Raw genomic sequence first — 19,653 nt, 5'->3', positions numbered from 1 at the left:
ATCGTGCCAATAGGTTTCTCTTAAATTTATTTATTTTACGGGATTATTAGTATTAAAATCGTATTTTATCAATCCTTTTAATCCTACATATATATCGCTTGAAGGAATTATTTCATCAAACGATGACCGTCGTCATCGCTTTTTAGCCGTTTACGCCACTGATGATGACTATCGGCATCAAACCGCGTTTGTATTTGGCCTTACTCTATCTTCACCAATCAAATATTATAAAACTACAGTTTTATGATATTTTTTAAGTTTTTTTACAACTGTTGACTGATCAATTTCTAATATTTTTGCCGCATTACGGGTTGTCTTACATTGTCCCATAGCTTTCGTCAGCAATTTTTCTTCTAACTGTTCTAATGCTTGTTTTAAAGGAATTACCGTATCTAAAGAAAAGATTGTGTCCGCTGTTTGTTCGGCTTTTATGGGCAAAAATAAATTTGTTTTATCAATAAGTTCGCCGTTGGAAGTAATTACTAATCTTTCTAAAGTATTTTCTAATTCACGAATATTTCCCGGCCAGGAGTAATTAATCAACATATGATACACCTCCGCTGTAATCTGTTTATGAACATCATATTTCTTATTAAATTTTTCAAGAAAATAATATACAAAATTTGGAATATCCTCAATTCGTTCTTTTAATGAAGGAATGTGAATAGGAATAACATTCAGCCTAAAGTACAAATCTTCTCTAAAGCGCCCTTCTCGAACTAGTTCCATTAGGTTTTTATTGGTTGCCGATATTATTCTCGCCTGAACCTCAAAAGCTTTAGTTCCGCCAATTTTATAAAATCTTTTTTCTTGAAGAACATTAAGTAATTTTGCCTGTAAATGCAATGGAATTTCCGCTATTTCATCTAAAAAAATTGTTCCATTTTGGGCTATTTCAAACAATCCTTTTTTCCCTTTTCTACTGGCTCCAGTAAAGGACCCCTCTTCATAACCAAATAATTCCGATTCCATTAATGTTTCAGGAATTGCACTACAATTTATTTGCACAAACGGTTTATCTCTATGATTGCTTAATTGATGAATAGACCTAGCAAAAAAACTTTTACCAACGCCCGTTTCTCCCGTCAATATTACCGTAGCATCTGTATCAGCAACACGATTAATCAGATTGATTGTCGTTTCCATTTTTCTACTTTCACCAATAAAGAAATTTTCTTTAAGAATCTGCCTCTTTTGAAATTCTTTTTTGTACCACTTTAAAATACCTTCTATTTCACCAATTCTTTGGCGTAGCGATTCATATTCTGTAATATCCCTTGATACATTAATGACCCCCATCAAATTACCACTCGAATTAAAGCAAGGCATACCTGTCACCAGCAACCTTTTTCCTGCCGCAGTTTCTTGCACCAAAGATATCTTCTTTTTTTCTTTTAACACCCTGAGAGTCACTGATTTAGAAAAGACCCCGTCTTTTTCCAGATCATAAGCGCTTTTACCAAGCATTTTGTTTTTATCAATTCCAAAATTGTTATTACATGTCTTAAATACACTAATAAAAACACCGTTCTGATCGGTTATAGTTACTTCATCAAATTCCGAATTAATAATCACCTCGAATATTTTTGACAAATCCATAGATTGCAAATTCAACTCTCTATCAATCATTCTACTCACAGCGTAATCCCCCTATCATTATTAGCAATAAACTAACTGAGAGATTTTCATAAATCAAACTAAGTTATCCTCAACGCAAATAAATAATAAATTAACTGCTGCAGTTACTACTGTGATTTTTATCTAAAAATCAAATTATGAAAAAGTTGGCAAATAAAAAACTCTTAAGAGATTTTCTCTCTTAAGAGCATCGTTGCCCTTATTCAATTAAGATACTAAATACTAAATAATAAACATACTACCTTTTCTACTGCTGAAAACGATTCATTCTTTTAATATTAAATTATGGTATTGCCATTATTATATTCTCCGCCTTTTTTCTTGTCAATACATCATAAATCGACAAATATACATATTCTGACAGCTAATAAAATACGAAGTATATCCATCCTATGAACTTCACCACAGATAAGTTAATCACAGCTTTTCCTTTAAGCGCAAAGCCGTCGGTGTCTTTGCCAAACCTCCTTTAGAGGTTTCCTTTAAAGAGCGAGGAATATCTAAGCCGATCTGATACATAGCAGCAATAACTTCATCTGCAGGTATAATACTTTTAATTCCCGCCAGCGCCATATGAGCTGCCACCAAAGCATGAACAGTCGCAAAAGCATTCCGTTTTATACAAGGCACTTCCACAAGTCCGGCAACAGGATCACAGACAAGCCCCAACATATTTTTCAGTGCCAAAGCGAGTGCCTGTGCCGACTGTCCGGGTGTCCCACCCAGCATTTCTACAACAGCACCGGCAGCCATGGCTGCTGCTGTGCCGCATTCAGCCTGACAACCGCCCACGGCACCGGAAACGGTAGCATTATCAGCAATAACCTGTCCGATTCCAGCTGCCGTAAACAAAGCCCGCACCAATACGTCATCGCTGCAATGCAAAAAATCCTGTACGGCACAAATGGCTCCCGGAACGATCCCGCAGGAACCTGCCGTAGGACAAGCTACAATCCGCCCCATAGTGGCATTGACTTCGCTTACCGCAATTGCGTAGGCTGTTGCTTTCGCAACGACCGGACCGATGAAGCTGTTGCCCGACGCTAACTTGCAGGCGTCACCGCCGGCCAATCCGCTAAATGATTTTTTCGGCTGATTCATCCCTTGCATGACAGCCTGTTTCATAACATGGAGTCTTTTTTTCATTTCCTCCCATACTTTGTCTGGCAGGCTCTCACTTCTCTCGGTTTCCCACTCCCAGATAATATTCGAAAGCGGCTTCTCTGTTTTCTCAGCCAGCGCTACCAAATCGGCACTACTTTTAAAATGAATCATGTTATGTTGCCTCCTTCATAACGGCTGTACCACCAACGCTGAATGGATTACCGGTAACGACTTTATGGAAAAGAGCGTTTCTTCATCAATAAGCTGATCCGTTTGTACAATCATCAATGCCTGCTCTCCCTTTTCCTGGCGTGAAACCTTCATAAAGGCAATATTCACATTATATCGGGCCAGCATGTGGCTGACTGCGGCAATAACTCCGGGTTTGTCGGGATAAATTGCAATTAAAGTAAAGTACTCGCCGGTAATTTCGACATCGTAATTATTAATTTTGCTGACAACAATCTTGCCCCCGCCAACGGAAGCACCGACAACCTTCAGTGTTTTACCGGACTGGCCCCGAAGTTCAAATTCTGCCGTATTCGGATGGTACCCTGTATCAGTTACCGTTTTAAATGCAATTTTCATATTCGATTGTACTGCAAGCGTCAATGCTTCCCTAATTCTCGGATCTTCGGCCGAAAAGCCCAAAAGTCCCGCCGCTAAGGCTTTATCTGTCCCGTGCCCTTTATAAGTTTGGGCAAAAGAGCCATATAAATAAATTATGGCCTCTATTGGCTGTTCGCCCAAAATATTACGCACCATTTTTCCAAGTCTGGCAGCTCCTGCGGTATGCGAACTGGATGGGCCAATCATCACCGGACCAACTACATCAAATACTCCCATATGAACCTCCCCTCACAGCGGCAAGAATGTTGTACTACTTTTTTATTCCGCCTAATAAACCTTTGGGCTTTCAAAACCATGTATACATCCCATTATCGTTTCCGAAATAGTCGGATGAGGATGAATCGTCCTGCCTATGTCTTTCGCTCTAAGCCCGTTGGTAACAGCCAAAGCGCCTTCCATGATTAAATCGCTCGCATGTGGTCCCAGAATATGCATCCCCAAAATTTGATCATTGCCGCTGTCGGCAATAATTTTAACTAACCCGTCGATCTGACCCATAGAAACAGCCTTACCGTTCGCTGCAAAGTTGGCTTTGCTAATTTTTATACTTCGCCCGCTCGCAGCAGCGGCCTGCTCGGTTAATCCCACCATTGCCACTTCCGGCGTTGTAAATACACAAGCGGGCACCGCACTAAAATCTACAGCCGCCTGACCGCCGAGAGCATTCTCAGCCGCTGCGATTCCAGCCGTTGACGCGGCATGCGCCAGCATGGATTTACCCGTTACGTCACCGATTGCGTAAATTCCTTTGACATTAGTCGTAAGCTTCGCATCAACTTCAATCCCTTTAGCACTGTATTTCACCCCGGCTCTTTCCAGGCCCAGCCCTTCTGTCAGAGGCTTTCTGCCAATCGCGACCAGTACTTTTTCCGCTGTTAAGACTTGGGCATTTTTACCATTGTCCACTTCGATTTCCAGCGCGTCATCGCCTTGCGCCAAACGAATTACTTTGGTATTTGTCAGGATTTTGAAGCCCTGTTTCCGCATTAAAAAGCCTAAACGTTTTACGATATCACTGTCTGCTCCGGGTAAAATTTGCGGCATCATTTCCACCACCGTAACATTACAGCCAAAGGACTTAAAGGCGGTAGCGAACTCGAGTCCCACTGCACCGGCTCCCACAATCACCATGCTGCGCGGCACCTCTGTCAGGGAAAGTACTTGATCACTATTGAGGACTCCTGCCAAATTGCTGCCGGGCACGGGCAGTCCTATAGGTTCCGATCCGGTAGCCAAAATAATATTTTGTGCCGTATATTGTTCCATGTCGGCAGAAGAAGATTGTATCTTAAACACCTGGGGTGCTTCTAAAACCGCCGTACCATATTTTATTTCAACGGCACTGCTTTTGACCATTTGCAAAATACCACGTTCCAGCTGAGAAATTACCTGATTCATCCGTTCCTTAACCTTGGTAAAATCAAAAGCGAGATTATCCGCCGTCAGTCCAAACTCAGACAAACTATGCAGTTGGCGCCATTTTTCAGCACTATCTAGCAAGGTCTTAGTTGGAATACAGCCATGATGCAAACAAACTCCGCCAATTTTTTCTTTTTCTACTAACAAAACCTTGGCTCCCAGCTTTGCCGCCTTAATAGCGGCAGCATATCCTCCCGGGCCCCCGCCGATTACTGCAACGTCATAATCCATTCTGTTTCCTCCCGTCTATCGCTTCAAATTCCAGCTTGCCTGACTGTACTTCACAGCAGCCAATTCTCTGCCGGCTGCTGTTTCTTCTGCCGAAAGTTCCTGGGGAATAAGATTGATTCCCAGTTGCTCGCTAAAGCCGCTTATAATAGCGGAACACAAGGTTTGCCGTTTAATACCCTGCCCAGCCAACTCTAGCGAAGCCACATTCTGTGCCAGCAGTTTTGCTGCTGCCGCTCGTTGAGCCGGAGACTTCCATTTTAAGATTCCGATCAGTTTTTCAGGAGAAAATCGCAGCAAAATGGAACCATGCTGGAGAATCACACCTTGTTTTCGTACTTGGGCGCTGCCAATCAGTTTTTTCCCTTCGTAGGTAACTTCATAGTGGGAGGAGGCATCGAAGCAAGCCGCTGATGTATGGTGACGATCTGGCCTGCCCTGTCCGTAAGCCTGGCGCGGCATATTCATTTGCGCCTTAATTCCCAGCTTGTTCAACCCTTTTATCAGCCCGCCGCTAAAATAACGATAGGAAGCCGTAATACTTTTAGGAATGTCTTTACTATTTTCTTTGACAACAAGGCTGTAGGTCAATTCGGCATCATGAAGTACCGCCCTGCCTCCGGTCATTCTTCTGACCACTGGGATTCCCTGCTCGGCACAGGCTTCCAAATCAATTTCGTCCTGCGACTTTTGAAAGTATCCCAAACTAACAGCCGGTTGTTTCCAACCGTATAACCGCAAGGTTGGAGGAACCTCGTCCCGCGTGTGTGACAGCAGGATCGCTTCATCAATAGCCATATTGGCTGCCGCATCCATTAAACCTGTATCAATTACCCGCCACATATGAGTCTCTCCCTTTACAATTCACTTTCTTTTATGGCTTGTGCCGTTTCCGCCACCGTAAGGTTACGGGGAAAGTTGTACATGATTCCGCCCGGGCGTTCATTATAAAACGGTCTGTTGCAATCCGGACAGCCGCTGGTTTCAAAGGCAATACCATCCGCTAAAATCCCCTTGAAATCAGGCACCTCGCACGAAACCAGCCTGCCTTCTTGAAAATGAAAAACACTTTGATTATACCCCTTGCGCAGTAAATAATGGGCAATCTGGCAGCGGCGATATTGGCCAATAGGCGGTGCCTGTTTTGTGCCTAATGCTGTTCCCCTTACCGGCGTAAAAGCAAATAAGCCGACGGTAATCCCTGCATTTTTACAATCAGCAAGGAGGTTAATCAGCTCCTGTTCACTTTCGCCCAGCCCGACAATAAGATGAGTAGCAACCCGTCCCGGCAGTGCTTTCGCACAGGAATACAGTAAATCCCATCGCTTTTGCCAATCGCCCCCCTTGACCTGCCGGTAAACCGTAGGATTTGCCGCATCCAGCGCAATGCTTATTTTATCGGCACCTGCGGCCAAAAGCTGTGCGGCCTGTTCCACCGTCCCGACATCATTTGTCACACAGATAGGAAGTTCCTTGTTTATATTATTAAGTTTGATAACACTACTCGTTGTTTTTTCCAAGCTGTCGCCATTATTTACAACTTGCAGACATACCCGTTTTAGTTTACCTGCCAAGTATGCATTACCGATATCTGCCGCGGCTTCATCAGCCGCAAAAGTTGGCCAGGTAATCCTCGACAGCTTATTGCTTCCCGCCTTGCTTTCCCTGGCCTGTGAACAAAAGCGGCAATTATTGCGACATTTTTCTCCAATCATCACATATGCGGTGGTCGGCAAAGTCTCTGCTTTTATTTGCTTTTTGCCGATAACACAGGCTGTGCCTAACGAAAGCTTCCATTTTTCGGTATTCAAAATACACAGCACTCCTCTCTTTTTACCACCGATAATCCTAAATATTCCGCGACTCGAACTGCCTCCGGCACAGGATTTACTATAGAATTTATACCGGCACGGACTGCTAATGAATCCAGTTCTGCTCGATAGCTTCCACCTGGCCGCATGCAACCAAGGCCAAGATGCACATTGGGGAATTCTTTTCTGGCTTTCAGCAATATGTCTAGGACCGCTCCAATGTCAGGCGGCTGCTTTGCGGCAAAATTCGTGCCTGGCGTAGGCATAAAAACAATAAAAGTCAGCCCTTCCACGCCCATATCCTTCAGAAGCTCCATAGCTTTATACTCGCCGCTGATTTGTCCGCCCCTTAAACCGATGCAAATATGAGGAATAACACTGCATTGCTTGCGCAAATTCCGGTAACAAGCAACATAATCCTCAACAGACCGGTTAAGACCTAACACCTCATGAACGGTTTCATTATCACCGATAAAATCAAACGACACCTTATCGGCTACCTGGGCAATCGCTGCGATATCCTCCTGATCCACTAACCCGACATGCAGATTCAGCTGTTTATCGTGTTTCAGCTGCTTTATTTTCTCAATATGCTGCGCTACCGGCACCTTGCCGAATCTGTCACAGCCGCCGCTAATTAAATAACTCGCCGCATTGTCCTCACCGGCTAAAGCATCGGCAAGCGGCGTCATGCCCTTTAAATAGTGCCCGCCGCAATGGCTGCAATGAAGCTCACATTTTGATCCCGTAACGCTGACGGCCTTTGTTTTTCTCGGATAAGCACAGTAGATTTCAGGGCTAAAATTTTCGCTGCGAATTTTCCAGCCTGCCTGAAATCTTTTCGCTAAGGGTTCCATCTTACTACCGGCTTACGGGCCGCCCTGGTCTCATCCAGCCTGCCAACAACCGTGCTTTGCGGGGCATGCAGGACCTTCTCCGGATTTTCTTTGGCTTCGGCGGCAATATCACGCATAACTTTAATAAATCCGTCCAGCGTTTCTTTACTTTCCGACTCGGTAGGCTCAATCATCATAGCTTCCTCCACAATCAGCGGGAAATAGATTGTCGGCGGATGATAGCCGTAGTCCAAAAGCCGTTTTGCAATATCGAGTGTCCGTACCCCAAATTGCTTCTGGTGCTTTGCCGTAAGTACACATTCATGCATGCAGTGCCGTTTAAAGGGTGCATCATAATCATTTTTTAATTCACTCAGACAATAATTGGCATTAAGCACGGCATCCTCGCTGGTCTGCCTTAAACCATCCGGCCCCATAGTCAGGATATAAGCGTAGGCCCGTACAATAACCCCAAAATTGCCGTAAAACGATTGCATTTTACCGATAGAAAGCGGCCGGTTATCATCAAATTCATATTTTTGTCCGTCAAATACTACAGCCGGTGCGGGTAAAAACGGGATAAGGTCTTTTTTTACTCCTACCGGCCCGGAGCCGGGTCCACCGCCGCCATGGGGCGTTGAAAATGTTTTATGCAGATTAAGATGCACCACATCATAGCCCATATCGCCCGGTCGTACGATGCCCATAATGGCATTTATATTGGCCCCGTCATAATACAATAAGCCGCCTGCCGCGTGAACGATCTGAGCTATTTCTTCAATCTGGCTTTCAAACAGCCCCAAAGTAGTTGGATTTGTTAACATCAAGGCTGCCGTATCCGAACCCACCGCACTTCTTAATGCATCTAGATTTATGGAACCATCCTCATTGGATTTAATTTCAACAATTTCCAGCCCGCAGACAGCTGCACTGGCCGGATTTGTACCGTGAGCGGAATCAGGCACAATTACCTTGGTACGGTTCTCACCGCGGCTGCGGTGGTAAGCACGAATAAGCTTAAGACCTGTCAGTTCGCCATGCGCGCCTGCCACCGGCTGCATGGTCACCGCATCCATACCCGAGATTTCCGCCAAATACCGTTCCATATCATACAAAACCTTCAATGCCCCCTGCACAGTATCGCTGTCCTGCAGCGGATGGATATCGGCAAACCCCGGATACCTGCAAATATCTTCATTGACCTTAGGGTTATATTTCATGGTGCAAGACCCAAGCGGATAAAAACCGGAATCCACCCCAAAGTTTCTTTGGGATAACGCGGTATAGTGCCGTACTAAATCAAGCTGACTTACTTCCGGCAGTTCGGCCGCCTTGCTGCGAAAAAATACGGCGGGAATGCTTGCTTCACTTTCCTCACGCGGCAATTCGCATTTCGGCAAATCTAAAGCCAACCGCCCGGGCTTGCTAATCTCAAAAATAAGCGACTCGCTGTCTCTCATAATGCCGCCTCCATTTCAGTGACTAAACTGTCAATTTCCGTCTTCGACCTTTTTTCGGTGACACACAGCAGCATACAGTGGTCAAGCTCCGGATAATAGCGTCCCAGATCCAGTCCTCCTAGAATCCCGGCTTTTAATAAGCTTTTATTCACCGCGGCTACAGGCTTATTCAGCTTGAGGACAAATTCTTTAAAAAACGGGGTGTTAAAGACAACCTCGCATCCTTTTAGCTTACTGAGTGCCGCATAGGCATAATGTGCCTTGCGCAAGCACTGTGACGCAACTTCCTGAAATCCCTGTTTGCCCAGAGCGGCTAAATAGACGGAAGATGCTAACGCACACAACGCTTCATTGGAACAAATATTGGAGGTTGCCTTTTCTCTTCTGATATGCTGTTCACGCGCCTGCAGGGTTAAAACAAAACCACGCTTGCCATTAGTATCGACCGTCTGTCCCACAATACGTCCCGGCATTTTGCGCATTAATTTCTCCTTGACGGCGAAGAACCCCAAATAGGGACCGCCGAAAGACAGAGGAATTCCCATGCTCTGCCCTTCTCCGACCACAATATCGGCTCCTAATGCTCCCGGGCTTTCCAAAATTCCTAATGAAATAGGATCAGCAATCACAATCACATAGCTTCCCTGTGCATGCGCCAACTCGCAAATCTTATGTATGTCCTCCATTGAACCAAAGAAGTTGGGAGATTGGATAATAACCGCCGCTGTTGTTTTGCCGATTCTCTGCTCAAGCACGATAGGATCCATCGTCCCGTCCTTGTACCCAATATCTTTTACTGAGTAATTGCGATCAACGGCATACGTCCGAATCACGGCACGATAATTGGGAGAAACGGTATTCGCCACTAAAACCTCACTGCGTCTTAATGCGCTGCAAGCCATCATAGCCGCCTCAGCCGCCGCCGTCCCACCGTCATACATAGAGGCATTGGCCACCTCCATACCGGTGATTTCACAAATCATGGACTGATATTCCCACAAGGCCTGCAGATACCCTTGTGATATTTCCGGCTGATACTGAGTATACGCCGTGTAAAATTCCGAACGGCGCACTATATGGTCAACTACACTGGGAATGTAGTGGTCATAGGCACCGGCGCCCAAAAAGCAGACATACTCCTGTATGTTACAATTTTTCTTAGCCAGTTTGTGCATACTCTTTACCAATTCTGCTTCCGATAAAGGCTTCGGCAAGTTAAGCTTATTTTTTAACATCAGCTTATCCGGAATCGTATCAAATAAATCACCGCTCGATTTGACACCGATTGCATCCAGCATTTCTTGCCTGTCGTCCGCGGTATGCGGTAAATAACTCCAAGGCATGACTACTCTCCTCCCTCGGCTATCAGCTTTTCATAAGCGGTACTGTCCAAAAGCTCATCAAGTTCTTTTTTATCCGTCATTTGAATGACGGCAATCCAGCCTTCACCATACGGATCCTGGTTAATCAATTCCGGTGCGTCGGCAAGAGCCTCGTTGACTTTAATTACCTTTCCGGCGACAGGCGCATAAATATCCGACACGGCCTTAACGGATTCAATCACTGCAAAACCTTGTTTCGCAGATACCTCTATGTCCTCCTCCGGCAATTCAACAAACACTGCATCCCCCAGCTGCGACTGGGCATAATCAGATATGCCGACAACGGCTGTATCGCCTTCCAGCCTCACCCATTCATGATCATTTGAATATTTAAGTTCTTTTGGAATATTCATCTTTATTTCCCCTTTCTTTTATAAAATGGCTTTGCCACGATTCTAGCTGATATCATTTTGCCCCGGATCTCGACATCTACCATCTGGCCGATAGCGGACTGCTCCGTCGAGAGTAAAGCCAACCCCATATTTTTATCAAGCGTTGGTGCATAGGAACCGGTTGTTATTATGCCCACCTGTTTTTCTTCTACAAAGACAGGATATTGAGCCCGTGCAACTCCTCGGCCTATCATTTCTATCCCAACAACTTTCTTGGATACTCCCTCAGATTTCTGCTTTGCCAATACCTCCCTGCCATTAAAATTTTCCTTATCCGTTTTAACGAAAATAGACAACCCTGCTTCAAGCGGAGTAATATCAATAGAAAGTTCATGACCGTATAAAGGAAAACAAGCTTCAAACCGCAGGGTATCCCGACAGCCAAGACCGGCCGGCAGCAGGCCGAACGGCTTGCCTTTTTCCATAAGCTGCTCCCAAATATAAGCCGCGTCTTCCGGTTCACAGTAAACTTCAAACCCGTCTTCGCCGGTATAGCCGGTTCTCGATATTATTACTTTTTTCCCTAGCAACTCAGCTTCCGGGATAAACCAATAATATTTTATTTGTTCCAGCGGTGCATTTGTCAATTTTGCTAATATCTCTTGTGCTCTAGGCCCCTGTAAAGCAATTTGCGCAATTTGATCCGATTTATTAGTCAACTGCACCTTAAAATCTTGACTATTTTCCAGCATCCAGGACCAATCCTTATCAATATTTGCTGCATTAATCACTAACAAATATTCAGTTTCTGCATACTTATAAATGAGCAAGTCATCCACCGTTCCCCCTTCCCGGTAGCACATTGGCGTATACTGCACCTGATTTTCAGCTAGCCGTGCCACATCATTCGTCACTAATCGTTGCAAGAAAGGCAAAGCCTCAGGTCCTTGCACCAACACCTCTCCCATGTGAGATACATCAAACAGACCGGCTTTTGTCCTCACCGCTTGATGTTCCTCTTTAATGCCCGAATACTGCACCGGCAGCAGCCAGCCACCAAACTCGACCATCCGACCGCCATATTTTTGATGCACTTCATATAACGGCGTCTTTTTCCCTTGCCCCATAGTTTTTCCCCCTTATTTTGACTAAATTAAAAGGCAGACTTACACAAATAGAACCATGAAAATACGTCTTTGTATCCGTCTGCTCTTAAAGCTTTTCTTTTATGAACTTATATGTCTTTCATAAGCAAAAAAATAAAAGACAGAAACCAACCATTAAAGTTGGCCTCTGTCTTCTTTACCTGAGAGAATACCGGATAACCAGTTACCCCTTGGGTGCCGTCTAAGCAGTCTTTCCAGAGTTCCATTCGATTACGGTTCTTTTGCCTGAGAGTTTTTGCCAGCTTGCTCCTTCGGCGCCTGAAATCAGATCTCTCCCGCAATCTTCACATGGATATATTATATTTAATTAGTTGTATTGTATAAAAACAAATTAGAAAAGTCAACCTAAAAATTCACTAGCAGCAGCTATGACCCAATTAGCAGGAGAAGGGCAGCGGCCTTGCGGCTTATTGAGGCCTTCGAGAGAAAGCCAATTTCTGGAACAGTTTCCAGAAAGAAATACGGGACAAATTGATCCACTGTTTACGGTAGGAAAATATCGAAAGCTTCTGCTTGAAAAAAAGTACCTCTTAGTTTATCAGATCAAAGAGGCTGCCGTTATGTGGATGCAGTTGTAGATATCCGGCAGGATTATAGCTGCAAATCAGTGAGGTTTGAATTATTTTTTCTATTTTTTTTAATTATATTTAGTTTAAAAAGAGGATAATCGGTACCAGTGGATAATTATTATTCTATAATAGGAAATAACGGAGTATGCCCGGCTAATTTATACCGGAGCAGGGAGGATTATTATGAACTCAGGAATATGCCAAAAAGATTGGGACAGATTACCGGAACAATATCAGGAATTCTGCCGGGAAGTGAAAACAAAAGTTCCTTACAACCGAATTTTTGCCGATCCTATACGCTGTCTTGCTTACGGAACAGACGCCAGTTTATACCGGATCAATCCGAAACTGGTAATAAAAGTGCGATCAACAGACGAAATAGCCGCTATTCTGCAAGCAGCGGATAGACGGAAAATCCCGGTAACCTTTCGGGCGGCAGGTACAAGTCTGTCCGGTCAGGCATTAACCGATTCGGTTTTACTGGTATTGGCCGGTGGTTGGAATGGGTACCACATTGCTCCTGACGGAATGTCCATAACACTGGAACCGGGAATCATCGGTTCCGAAGCAAACGAATACCTAAAACCGTATTCCCGCAAAATCGGTCCCGATCCGGCCTCCATCCGCCACGCTATGGTCGGGGGAATTGCGGCAAACAACGCCAGCGGCATGTGCTGCGGTACGGCAGACAACAGTTATAAAACCGTCGAATCAATGAAAATCATTTTCGCCGACGGAACGCTGCTGGATACCGGTAATACAGCATCCCGCCAGGCCTTTGCGTCATCCCGCAGGCAATTGCTGAAAACAGTAACCGACATCCGTGATGAAATTCAGACTGACCCGGGTTTGAAAAATCAAATAATCCAAAAATATAAAATCAAGAACACAACCGGTTACAGCCTCAATGCGTTTGTCGATTTTACCGATCCCTTTGCTATTCTCAGCCATTTGCTCATCGGCTCGGAGGGCACTTTGGGCTTCATCAGCGAGATTACTTATCGCACCATTTTGGATCACACCTATAAAGCTTCCTCATTAATGATCTTTCCGGATATCAAGACAGCGTGTTTAGCTGTAATGAAGCTGGATAAGCCTCTGGTAGCGGCTGCTGAACTCATTGACCGGGTTTCCCTGCGATCGGTTGAAGACCGGCCGGGCATGCCGGAATACTTAAAATCGCTGGCTGAATCAGCGGCGGCACTGCTTGTTGAAACCCGTGCCGAAACTGCTGCCGCCTTAAAAAACAATATAGCGGCTGTAGAACAGCGGCTGACTGAGATACCATCTTTGCTGCCCATCACCTTTACCGATGTCAAAGCGGAATACGAAAAGCTCTGGAATATCCGGGCCGGCGTTTTCCCAGCCGTAGGGGGAATACGGCCCGTTGGTACATCGGTTATAATTGAGGATGTGGCGTTCCCCAGAGATCAACTGGCGGATGCCGTTGAAGCCCTGCGGCTGATTATGAACCAAAACAACTATGAGGACGGTATCATTTACGGACATGCACTGGACGGAAATGTACATTTCGTCTTTAACCAGGATTTTAGTTCCGCTCAGGAAAGAAACCGTTACCAAAAGCTCATTAATGATGTCTGCGATATGGTGGTCCACCGTTTTCATGGGTCATTAAAAGCGGAACATGGCACGGGCAGGAATATGGCCCCCTTCGTTGAAATGGAGTGGGGGAAAAAAGCCTATGGCCTGATGCAGCGGCTCAAAACAGCCTTTGATCCGAATCGCATTTTGAATCCGGAGGTCATTTTAACGGAAAATTCTCTTCTGTATGTGGAGAATCTGAAAGCAATGCCGGCCACCGACGATGTAGTGGATAAATGCATCGAATGCGGCTACTGCGAAGTCCTTTGCCCCTCCAAAAATTTAACAGCGACCCCCCGGCAGCGTATTGTTGTCCAACGGGAAATCAACCGGCTAACAGCGACAGGCGAAGACGAAGAACGGCTCACCCGCTTGAAACAGGATTATGAATATTTTGGTGAAAAAACTTGCGCTGCCGACGGCCTGTGCGAAATCAACTGCCCGCTTTCTATTAATACCGGTACACATACCAAAAAGCTCCGTTCCTGTCGGACAACTAAAAAGCAGCGCAAAGCAGCCAAGTTCGCACGAAAACATTTTGCCGGAATCACTACCTTTGCCAAACTGGGCTTGGCCGGAGTTCACCTTGCCCACCGGATAATTGGAAGCTGCGCCATGGGCGGTCTATCTCAGGGTATCCGAAAGCTCAGCGGCGACCGAATACCAAAATGGAATCCATGGCTGCCGCGAGGTGGTGCGACTCCAGGGCAGACCCCGTCGAACCGGAAGTGTCGGCAAAAAATTGTCTACTTTCCCAGCTGCTTAAGCCGGACAATGGGCCCGGCGTTAAACGACCGGGATCAGCGTCAATTAAGCGAAGTCATGCTGTCGCTGCTTGCTAAAGCAAATTTTGAAGTAATTTTTCCGCCAGACATGAACAAGTTATGCTGCGGTATGCCTTTTGAAAGCAAGGGATTCTTTGAGCAAGCCGACAAACTAAGCGGTGAATTGGAAAAGGTACTGCTTACCTGCACTCAGGACGGTAAATATCCCGTTCTATGCGACACAAGTCCTTGCGTATATCGGATGAAAAAGGTTATGGCTAAGCGTCTGAAGATACTGGACACAGTAGAATTTATTCATGACTACCTGCTGGAGGTACTGGAATTTACAAAACTACCGGAGCCCATAGCCATTCATGTAACCTGCAGTGCCACCAAAATGGGATTAGCCGGAAAGTTCCGTACCATTGGTGAACTCTGCGCCGCAAAGGTGATTATCCCGGATAAAGTGCATTGCTGCGGTTTTGCCGGCGACAAAGGTTTTGAAGTTCCCGAACTGAATGATTCTGCTCTGGAGCATTTAAAAGAAGCTCTTCCTAACGACTGTACCTGGGGATTCTCCAACAGCCGAACGTGCGAAATCGGTTTGGCGGATCATAGTGGTATCAGTTACCAGTCAATTGCCTATCTAGTCGATTATTGCAGTAAGGCAAAACAATAAAGGAAATCAGTTTTTTATTGAAGTAAAAAATTATTTATGAATAAGGAGGATTCATATGGCTGTTACAAAAATTGGCGTTCTTATCGGCAGTCTGCGCAAAGATTCGTTTAGCAGAAAAATGTATCTCACATTACAATCTATGGTACCTGCACCTTTCGAAATGGAAGAAATCAAAATTGGTGATCTTCCAATGTACAATCAGGATTTTGATGATGATGGGAAATCACCCCAGTCATGGTCACTTTTCGATGATAAAAATCCGATTATTAATGAAAAAACACGCGAATTTTTACAAAAATTTGTGGATGCGTTTATAGACTGGATAAAGTTAATTGCACCTCATAAGCCGTGAATTATAGTCAGTCAGCCCCTCGATTGAGACACATATATCAAATCTAATTGGGGAAGACAGTGACGAATGTAATCTTATGTTCGCGGCAGACGACTTCTTAATCAATATCTCCTATATCATCCGGATCGACATGCAAATATTTAATGCCGGAAAACATGCTGGAGATTTCTCCGCCGTTTTCCGTTAAATCGGCCCGTACCGCCATATAAATATGGGTAATGGCGAACAGAATAATACCCCAAGCCACATAATGGTGCAGCAGATGAACAACGTATTCGTTGATCAACCAATAATTGAACTGCCCGAAAACGATGGCAAGTATACTGTTAGGTTCAATCATATAGTACATGGCCAAGCCGGTGACTGCTTCGATGAAGATCAGCACATAGACGGAAGCATACCCGGCCCTGGCCATATGGTTCCTCAGATAGGGCCGATGTTCAGGCGTAATAAACATATAATGTAAGGCCACATCCAGCGTTCCCAGCCAATAATCAAAGGTCCAGGGTTTGGGAAACAAGCGGTCGCCTTTATTTACAAATGCGCCATACCAGCGGAAAATAAACGTGGACATAAAGATAAACGCTGTCGCAAAATGAATATAGCGAATATTTTCCATGGAAAATATGTTATCCACCGCAAAGGTTGGTTCTATCCCCAATGACCCGATATAGCCCGGGTTCCCGATATACAGGCCGGTACCAAATAAAATCAGGATGGAAACAACCATAATCCAGTGAAAGACTCGAAGAAATGGACTAAATACATAAAAGGGTTTCATCACATTGTCGTCCATCAGTTTTCTCCCTCCCCTTGTCCCTTATACCGGGGGTTAATCCCGTGTATAGGAATCAGAATGAATCACCGTAATTTCTTTGCCCTCCGCATTGAATAAATGCGTGGCACAGGCCAGACAAGGATCAAAGGAATGGATCACTTTTAATATTTCCAGCGGTTTTTCCGGAATTTTGACTTTTGTATCGATCATGCTGGCTTCATAAGCCCCGTAACCCGCCTTGCTGTCTCTGGGGCAGGCATTCCAGGTCGAGGGCACTATGGCCTGATAGTTGGCGACTTTGCCGTCCTTAATGACAACCCAGTGGCTCAGTGCGCCGCGGGGAGCTTCATGCAATCCGACTCCTTTCGCTTCTTTCGGCCAAGTCGAAGGCTCCCACTTATCCATATTGGCCACGGTTGTATCGCCGGAACGGATGTTTTGGATTAGTTTCGCATAAAAGTACTTATTCACATAGGCAAATAGTTGAGCTTCGAGCCCGCGTACGGCGGTTCGCCCGACTGTGGAGGTCAGCCATTTCTCTGCCGGTACATTTAACAGTTTCGATACCGCCTCAATCTGATCCACCATCATTTTTTCCACCCAGGTAGGCTGAATCACGCCCTGCTTCACTTTCGTATAGACGATGATATATCTGGCCAGCGGACCGACTTCTGCCGTTTTTCCTCTCCACTTCGGCGTTTTCAGCCAGGAATATTTGCCGTCTTCATTTAAGAATTTCCAGCTGGTTTTCGTTCCTTCTTTCGGGCCGGTATAGCGGGGTTTGGTAATACCGCTCCACGGATGTAAATCTTGGCCTGCTTCGGGATATTCATACCAGGAATGTTCTACTCCTTCCGACAATACGTCGGGATCCGCCAGATCCTGCGGATTGAAGGGATAAAATACTGCGTTGGCAACCCCCTGTCCGAAGTTCTCCACTACGCCGTCAGAGCGAAGCAGCAGGTTTTTATGATAGCTGCCGTTACTGGTTCCCGAATAGGTTTCATCGGGTAAGTCGCCGAAACCTAATACTCTTTCTTTGGCTAAGCCGCCGCCGTCAATATAGCCGGCTTTCACATAGGCTTCACCAATGGCCAGCAAGTCGGGCAGATAGAAATAATTCACAGCGCTTATGCCCAGATTGATCGAAGTATCCACTGCGGCAAGCCGTTCGGCATTTACCGGCGCATTCATGTCGTTCAGGGAAATAGAGCAGGGCATACCGCCGACAATATAGTGGGGATGAGGATTTTTCCCGCCGAAGACGACATGGGAAACAACGAGTTCCCGCTGTTTATCCAGCATGTTCAGGTAATGGGCTATCGCCATCAAATGAACTGCCGGCGGCAGGAGAGCATAGTCGGGATGATCCCAGTAATGCGCGGCAAAAATGCCCAGCTGCCCGCTGTCCACAATTTTTTTGATTTTGGCTTGTATTTCTTTATAATAGGCAGTGGTCGCTTTGGGAAATTCTTTCGGATAGGCGTCGGTGCTGATTTCAATAGGCCCTGCGAGGGGCAGGGAATATTTATCCAAAACCGTGTTCTGGAGTGCGGCGGCAGCTGCCGGATCCGCTTTAAGCGCTTCCACCGGACTGACCCAGTCCAAGCCATGCAAATGATAAAAATGAATCAGATGATCCTGTACGGTTTGCGAAGCGAAAATAATATTCCGGATGTAGTTGGCGTTTTTCGGAATTTCAATCCCCAAAGCGTCTTCCACGGCCCGCAAGGCGCCTAAGGCGTGCACTGTCGTACACACTCCGCAAATCCGCTGGGCATATGCCCAGACATCCCGGGGATCCCTGCCTTTGCAAATCAGTTCAATCCCACGCCAGGCCGTTCCGCTGGATAATGCATCCTGAACTTTACCGCTAGCCTCATCGACTTTTATTTCCACACGCAAATGTCCCTCGATCCGGCTGACGGGATCAACAACGATACGTTTCATATTGGCGTCTCCCCTTCTTACTCTCTATGTTCTTCTTTGTCTTTATATCTTTTATGCTGAATCGCCGAAGCAACGCCATGGGCAATGACTCCTGCGGTCACAACGCCGGCGGCGACCATACCGACTTTATCGGCGGTGGCAACGGTGTTGGGAATGGGAATATTGGGCAGCCGCTGGAATAGCGGGTCGTTATCCCAAAAATCATTGGAAGCGCAAGCTATGCAGGGGGCGCCTGATTGAATGGGATAGGATAAGCCGTTCCACCAGCGCATATTGCCGCAGGAGTTATAGGCTTCCGGTCCCCGGCAGCCCATTTTGTATAAACACCAGCCGGCTTTACTGCCTGCATCATCGAATTTTTCCACAAACATTCCGGAATCAAAGAAAGCACGCCGGTAACAAGTATCATGGATGCGATTGCCAAAAAACTGCTTGGGCCGCCCTTTACTGTCCAGCGGCGGAAGCTGACCGAACAACACAAAATGCATAACGACTCCGGTTAGTACTTCCGGTATGGGCGGACAGCCCGGTACTTTAATAATCGGTTTGCCGCTGATGACGTCGCTGACGGCTACTGATTGTGTCGGATTTGGCTTTGCCGCCTGGATTCCGCCCCAGGCGGCGCAGGAACCGACTTCAATGACTGCCGCCGCTCCGTTGGCCGCTTCTTTTACCACTTCGACAAAGGGTCTGCCGCCTACCATACAGGAAATACCGTTATCCGCCAGCGGCACAGCTCCTTCCACCATTAGCAGGTACTGGCCGGCATACGTTTTCATCGTGTCAGCGGTGTGCTGCTCCAGTGTCTCACCGGCGGCGGCACCGATAACTTCCATACTTTCCAGGGAAATCATGTTCAAGACAACGTCGGATGCCAAGGGGGTCTGGGAACGAAGAAAAGCTTCGTCGCACCCGGTGCACTCATGACCGTGGAGCCAGATCACCGGCGGCAG

16 protein-coding genes and 2 riboswitches are annotated in these 19,653 nt (G+C 46.0%); of the genes, 2 read left to right on the top strand and 14 right to left on the bottom strand.

The window, feature by feature from the left end:
• Positions 1-225: 225 nt before the first annotated feature.
• The 11 genes from ABFC84_11700 to gcvT all read right to left on the bottom strand — a co-directional run bounded on the left by ABFC84_11700 (position 226) and on the right by gcvT (position 11,967).
• Complete coding sequence (locus tag ABFC84_11700) at positions 226-1,629, bottom strand: sigma 54-interacting transcriptional regulator (protein ID MEN6413400.1); 1,404 nt, start codon at positions 1,627-1,629, stop codon at positions 226-228.
• A gap of 426 nt (positions 1,630-2,055) precedes the next feature.
• Complete coding sequence (sdaAA, locus tag ABFC84_11695) at positions 2,056-2,913, bottom strand: L-serine ammonia-lyase, iron-sulfur-dependent, subunit alpha (protein MEN6413399.1); 858 nt, start codon at positions 2,911-2,913, stop codon at positions 2,056-2,058.
• Between the two features lie 15 nt (positions 2,914-2,928).
• Positions 2,929-3,588 (bottom strand): L-serine ammonia-lyase, iron-sulfur-dependent subunit beta, encoded by a 660-nt coding sequence (gene sdaAB / locus ABFC84_11690; protein ID MEN6413398.1) that lies wholly within the window; start codon positions 3,586-3,588, stop codon positions 2,929-2,931.
• 51 nt (positions 3,589-3,639) lie between these two features.
• Positions 3,640-5,022, bottom strand: coding sequence for a dihydrolipoyl dehydrogenase (gene lpdA / locus ABFC84_11685; GenBank protein ID MEN6413397.1), 1,383 nt, complete (start codon positions 5,020-5,022; stop codon positions 3,640-3,642).
• Between the two features lie 15 nt (positions 5,023-5,037).
• Complete coding sequence (locus ABFC84_11680; protein ID MEN6413396.1) at positions 5,038-5,862, bottom strand: biotin/lipoate A/B protein ligase family protein; 825 nt, start codon at positions 5,860-5,862, stop codon at positions 5,038-5,040.
• A 14-nt stretch (positions 5,863-5,876) separates the two neighbouring features.
• Positions 5,877-6,842, bottom strand: a complete 966-nt coding sequence (locus ABFC84_11675; GenBank protein MEN6413395.1) for a radical SAM protein — start codon at positions 6,840-6,842, stop codon at positions 5,877-5,879.
• Positions 6,827-7,687, bottom strand: a complete 861-nt coding sequence (locus ABFC84_11670; GenBank protein ID MEN6413394.1) for a hypothetical protein — start codon at positions 7,685-7,687, stop codon at positions 6,827-6,829. Before ABFC84_11670 ends, ABFC84_11675 begins: the two co-directional genes overlap by 16 nt.
• Entirely contained in the window at positions 7,675-9,126 is a 1,452-nt protein-coding gene (gene gcvPB / locus ABFC84_11665; GenBank protein MEN6413393.1) for an aminomethyl-transferring glycine dehydrogenase subunit GcvPB, read from the bottom strand. The genes ABFC84_11670 and gcvPB overlap by 13 nt, the downstream gene beginning before the upstream one ends.
• Positions 9,123-10,469 (bottom strand): aminomethyl-transferring glycine dehydrogenase subunit GcvPA, encoded by a 1,347-nt coding sequence (gcvPA, locus tag ABFC84_11660; GenBank protein MEN6413392.1) that lies wholly within the window; start codon positions 10,467-10,469, stop codon positions 9,123-9,125. Before gcvPA ends, gcvPB begins: the two co-directional genes overlap by 4 nt.
• 2 nt (positions 10,470-10,471) lie before the next feature.
• Positions 10,472-10,861 carry a glycine cleavage system protein GcvH gene (gcvH, locus tag ABFC84_11655; protein ID MEN6413391.1) on the bottom strand — a complete coding sequence of 130 codons (390 nt, stop codon included), beginning with the start codon at positions 10,859-10,861 and terminating at the stop codon, positions 10,472-10,474.
• A 2-nt stretch (positions 10,862-10,863) separates the two neighbouring features.
• On the bottom strand, positions 10,864-11,967 hold the full coding sequence (gene gcvT / locus ABFC84_11650) for a glycine cleavage system aminomethyltransferase GcvT (protein ID MEN6413390.1): 1,104 nt from the start codon (positions 11,965-11,967) through the stop codon (positions 10,864-10,866).
• A 159-nt stretch (positions 11,968-12,126) separates the two neighbouring features.
• Positions 12,127-12,209: riboswitch (glycine riboswitch) on the bottom strand.
• Positions 12,210-12,294, bottom strand: a riboswitch (glycine riboswitch).
• A gap of 464 nt (positions 12,295-12,758) precedes the next feature.
• Here gcvT and ABFC84_11645 point away from each other — a divergent pair.
• Complete coding sequence (locus tag ABFC84_11645) at positions 12,759-15,620, top strand: FAD-binding and (Fe-S)-binding domain-containing protein (protein MEN6413389.1); 2,862 nt, start codon at positions 12,759-12,761, stop codon at positions 15,618-15,620.
• Between the two features lie 55 nt (positions 15,621-15,675).
• Positions 15,676-15,972, top strand: a complete 297-nt coding sequence (locus tag ABFC84_11640) for an NAD(P)H-dependent oxidoreductase (GenBank protein MEN6413388.1) — start codon at positions 15,676-15,678, stop codon at positions 15,970-15,972.
• A 97-nt stretch (positions 15,973-16,069) separates the two neighbouring features.
• Here ABFC84_11640 and cybH read toward each other — a convergent pair whose 3' ends face one another.
• The 3 genes from cybH to ABFC84_11625 form a co-directional block, all read right to left on the bottom strand.
• Entirely contained in the window at positions 16,070-16,768 is a 699-nt protein-coding gene (gene cybH, locus ABFC84_11635) for a Ni/Fe-hydrogenase, b-type cytochrome subunit (GenBank protein ID MEN6413387.1), read from the bottom strand.
• Between the two features lie 36 nt (positions 16,769-16,804).
• Complete coding sequence (locus ABFC84_11630; GenBank protein ID MEN6413386.1) at positions 16,805-18,700, bottom strand: nickel-dependent hydrogenase large subunit; 1,896 nt, start codon at positions 18,698-18,700, stop codon at positions 16,805-16,807.
• A gap of 17 nt (positions 18,701-18,717) precedes the next feature.
• Positions 18,718-19,653, bottom strand: a 936-nt coding sequence (locus tag ABFC84_11625) for a hydrogenase small subunit (protein MEN6413385.1), incomplete at its 5' end; no start/stop codon positions are given.

Source organism: Veillonellales bacterium, from assembly GCA_039680175.1.
Taxonomy (GTDB): domain Bacteria; phylum Bacillota; class Negativicutes; order JAAYSF01; family JAAYSF01; genus JBDKTO01.
This window is presented reverse-complemented; position numbering and strand designations above follow the sequence as displayed.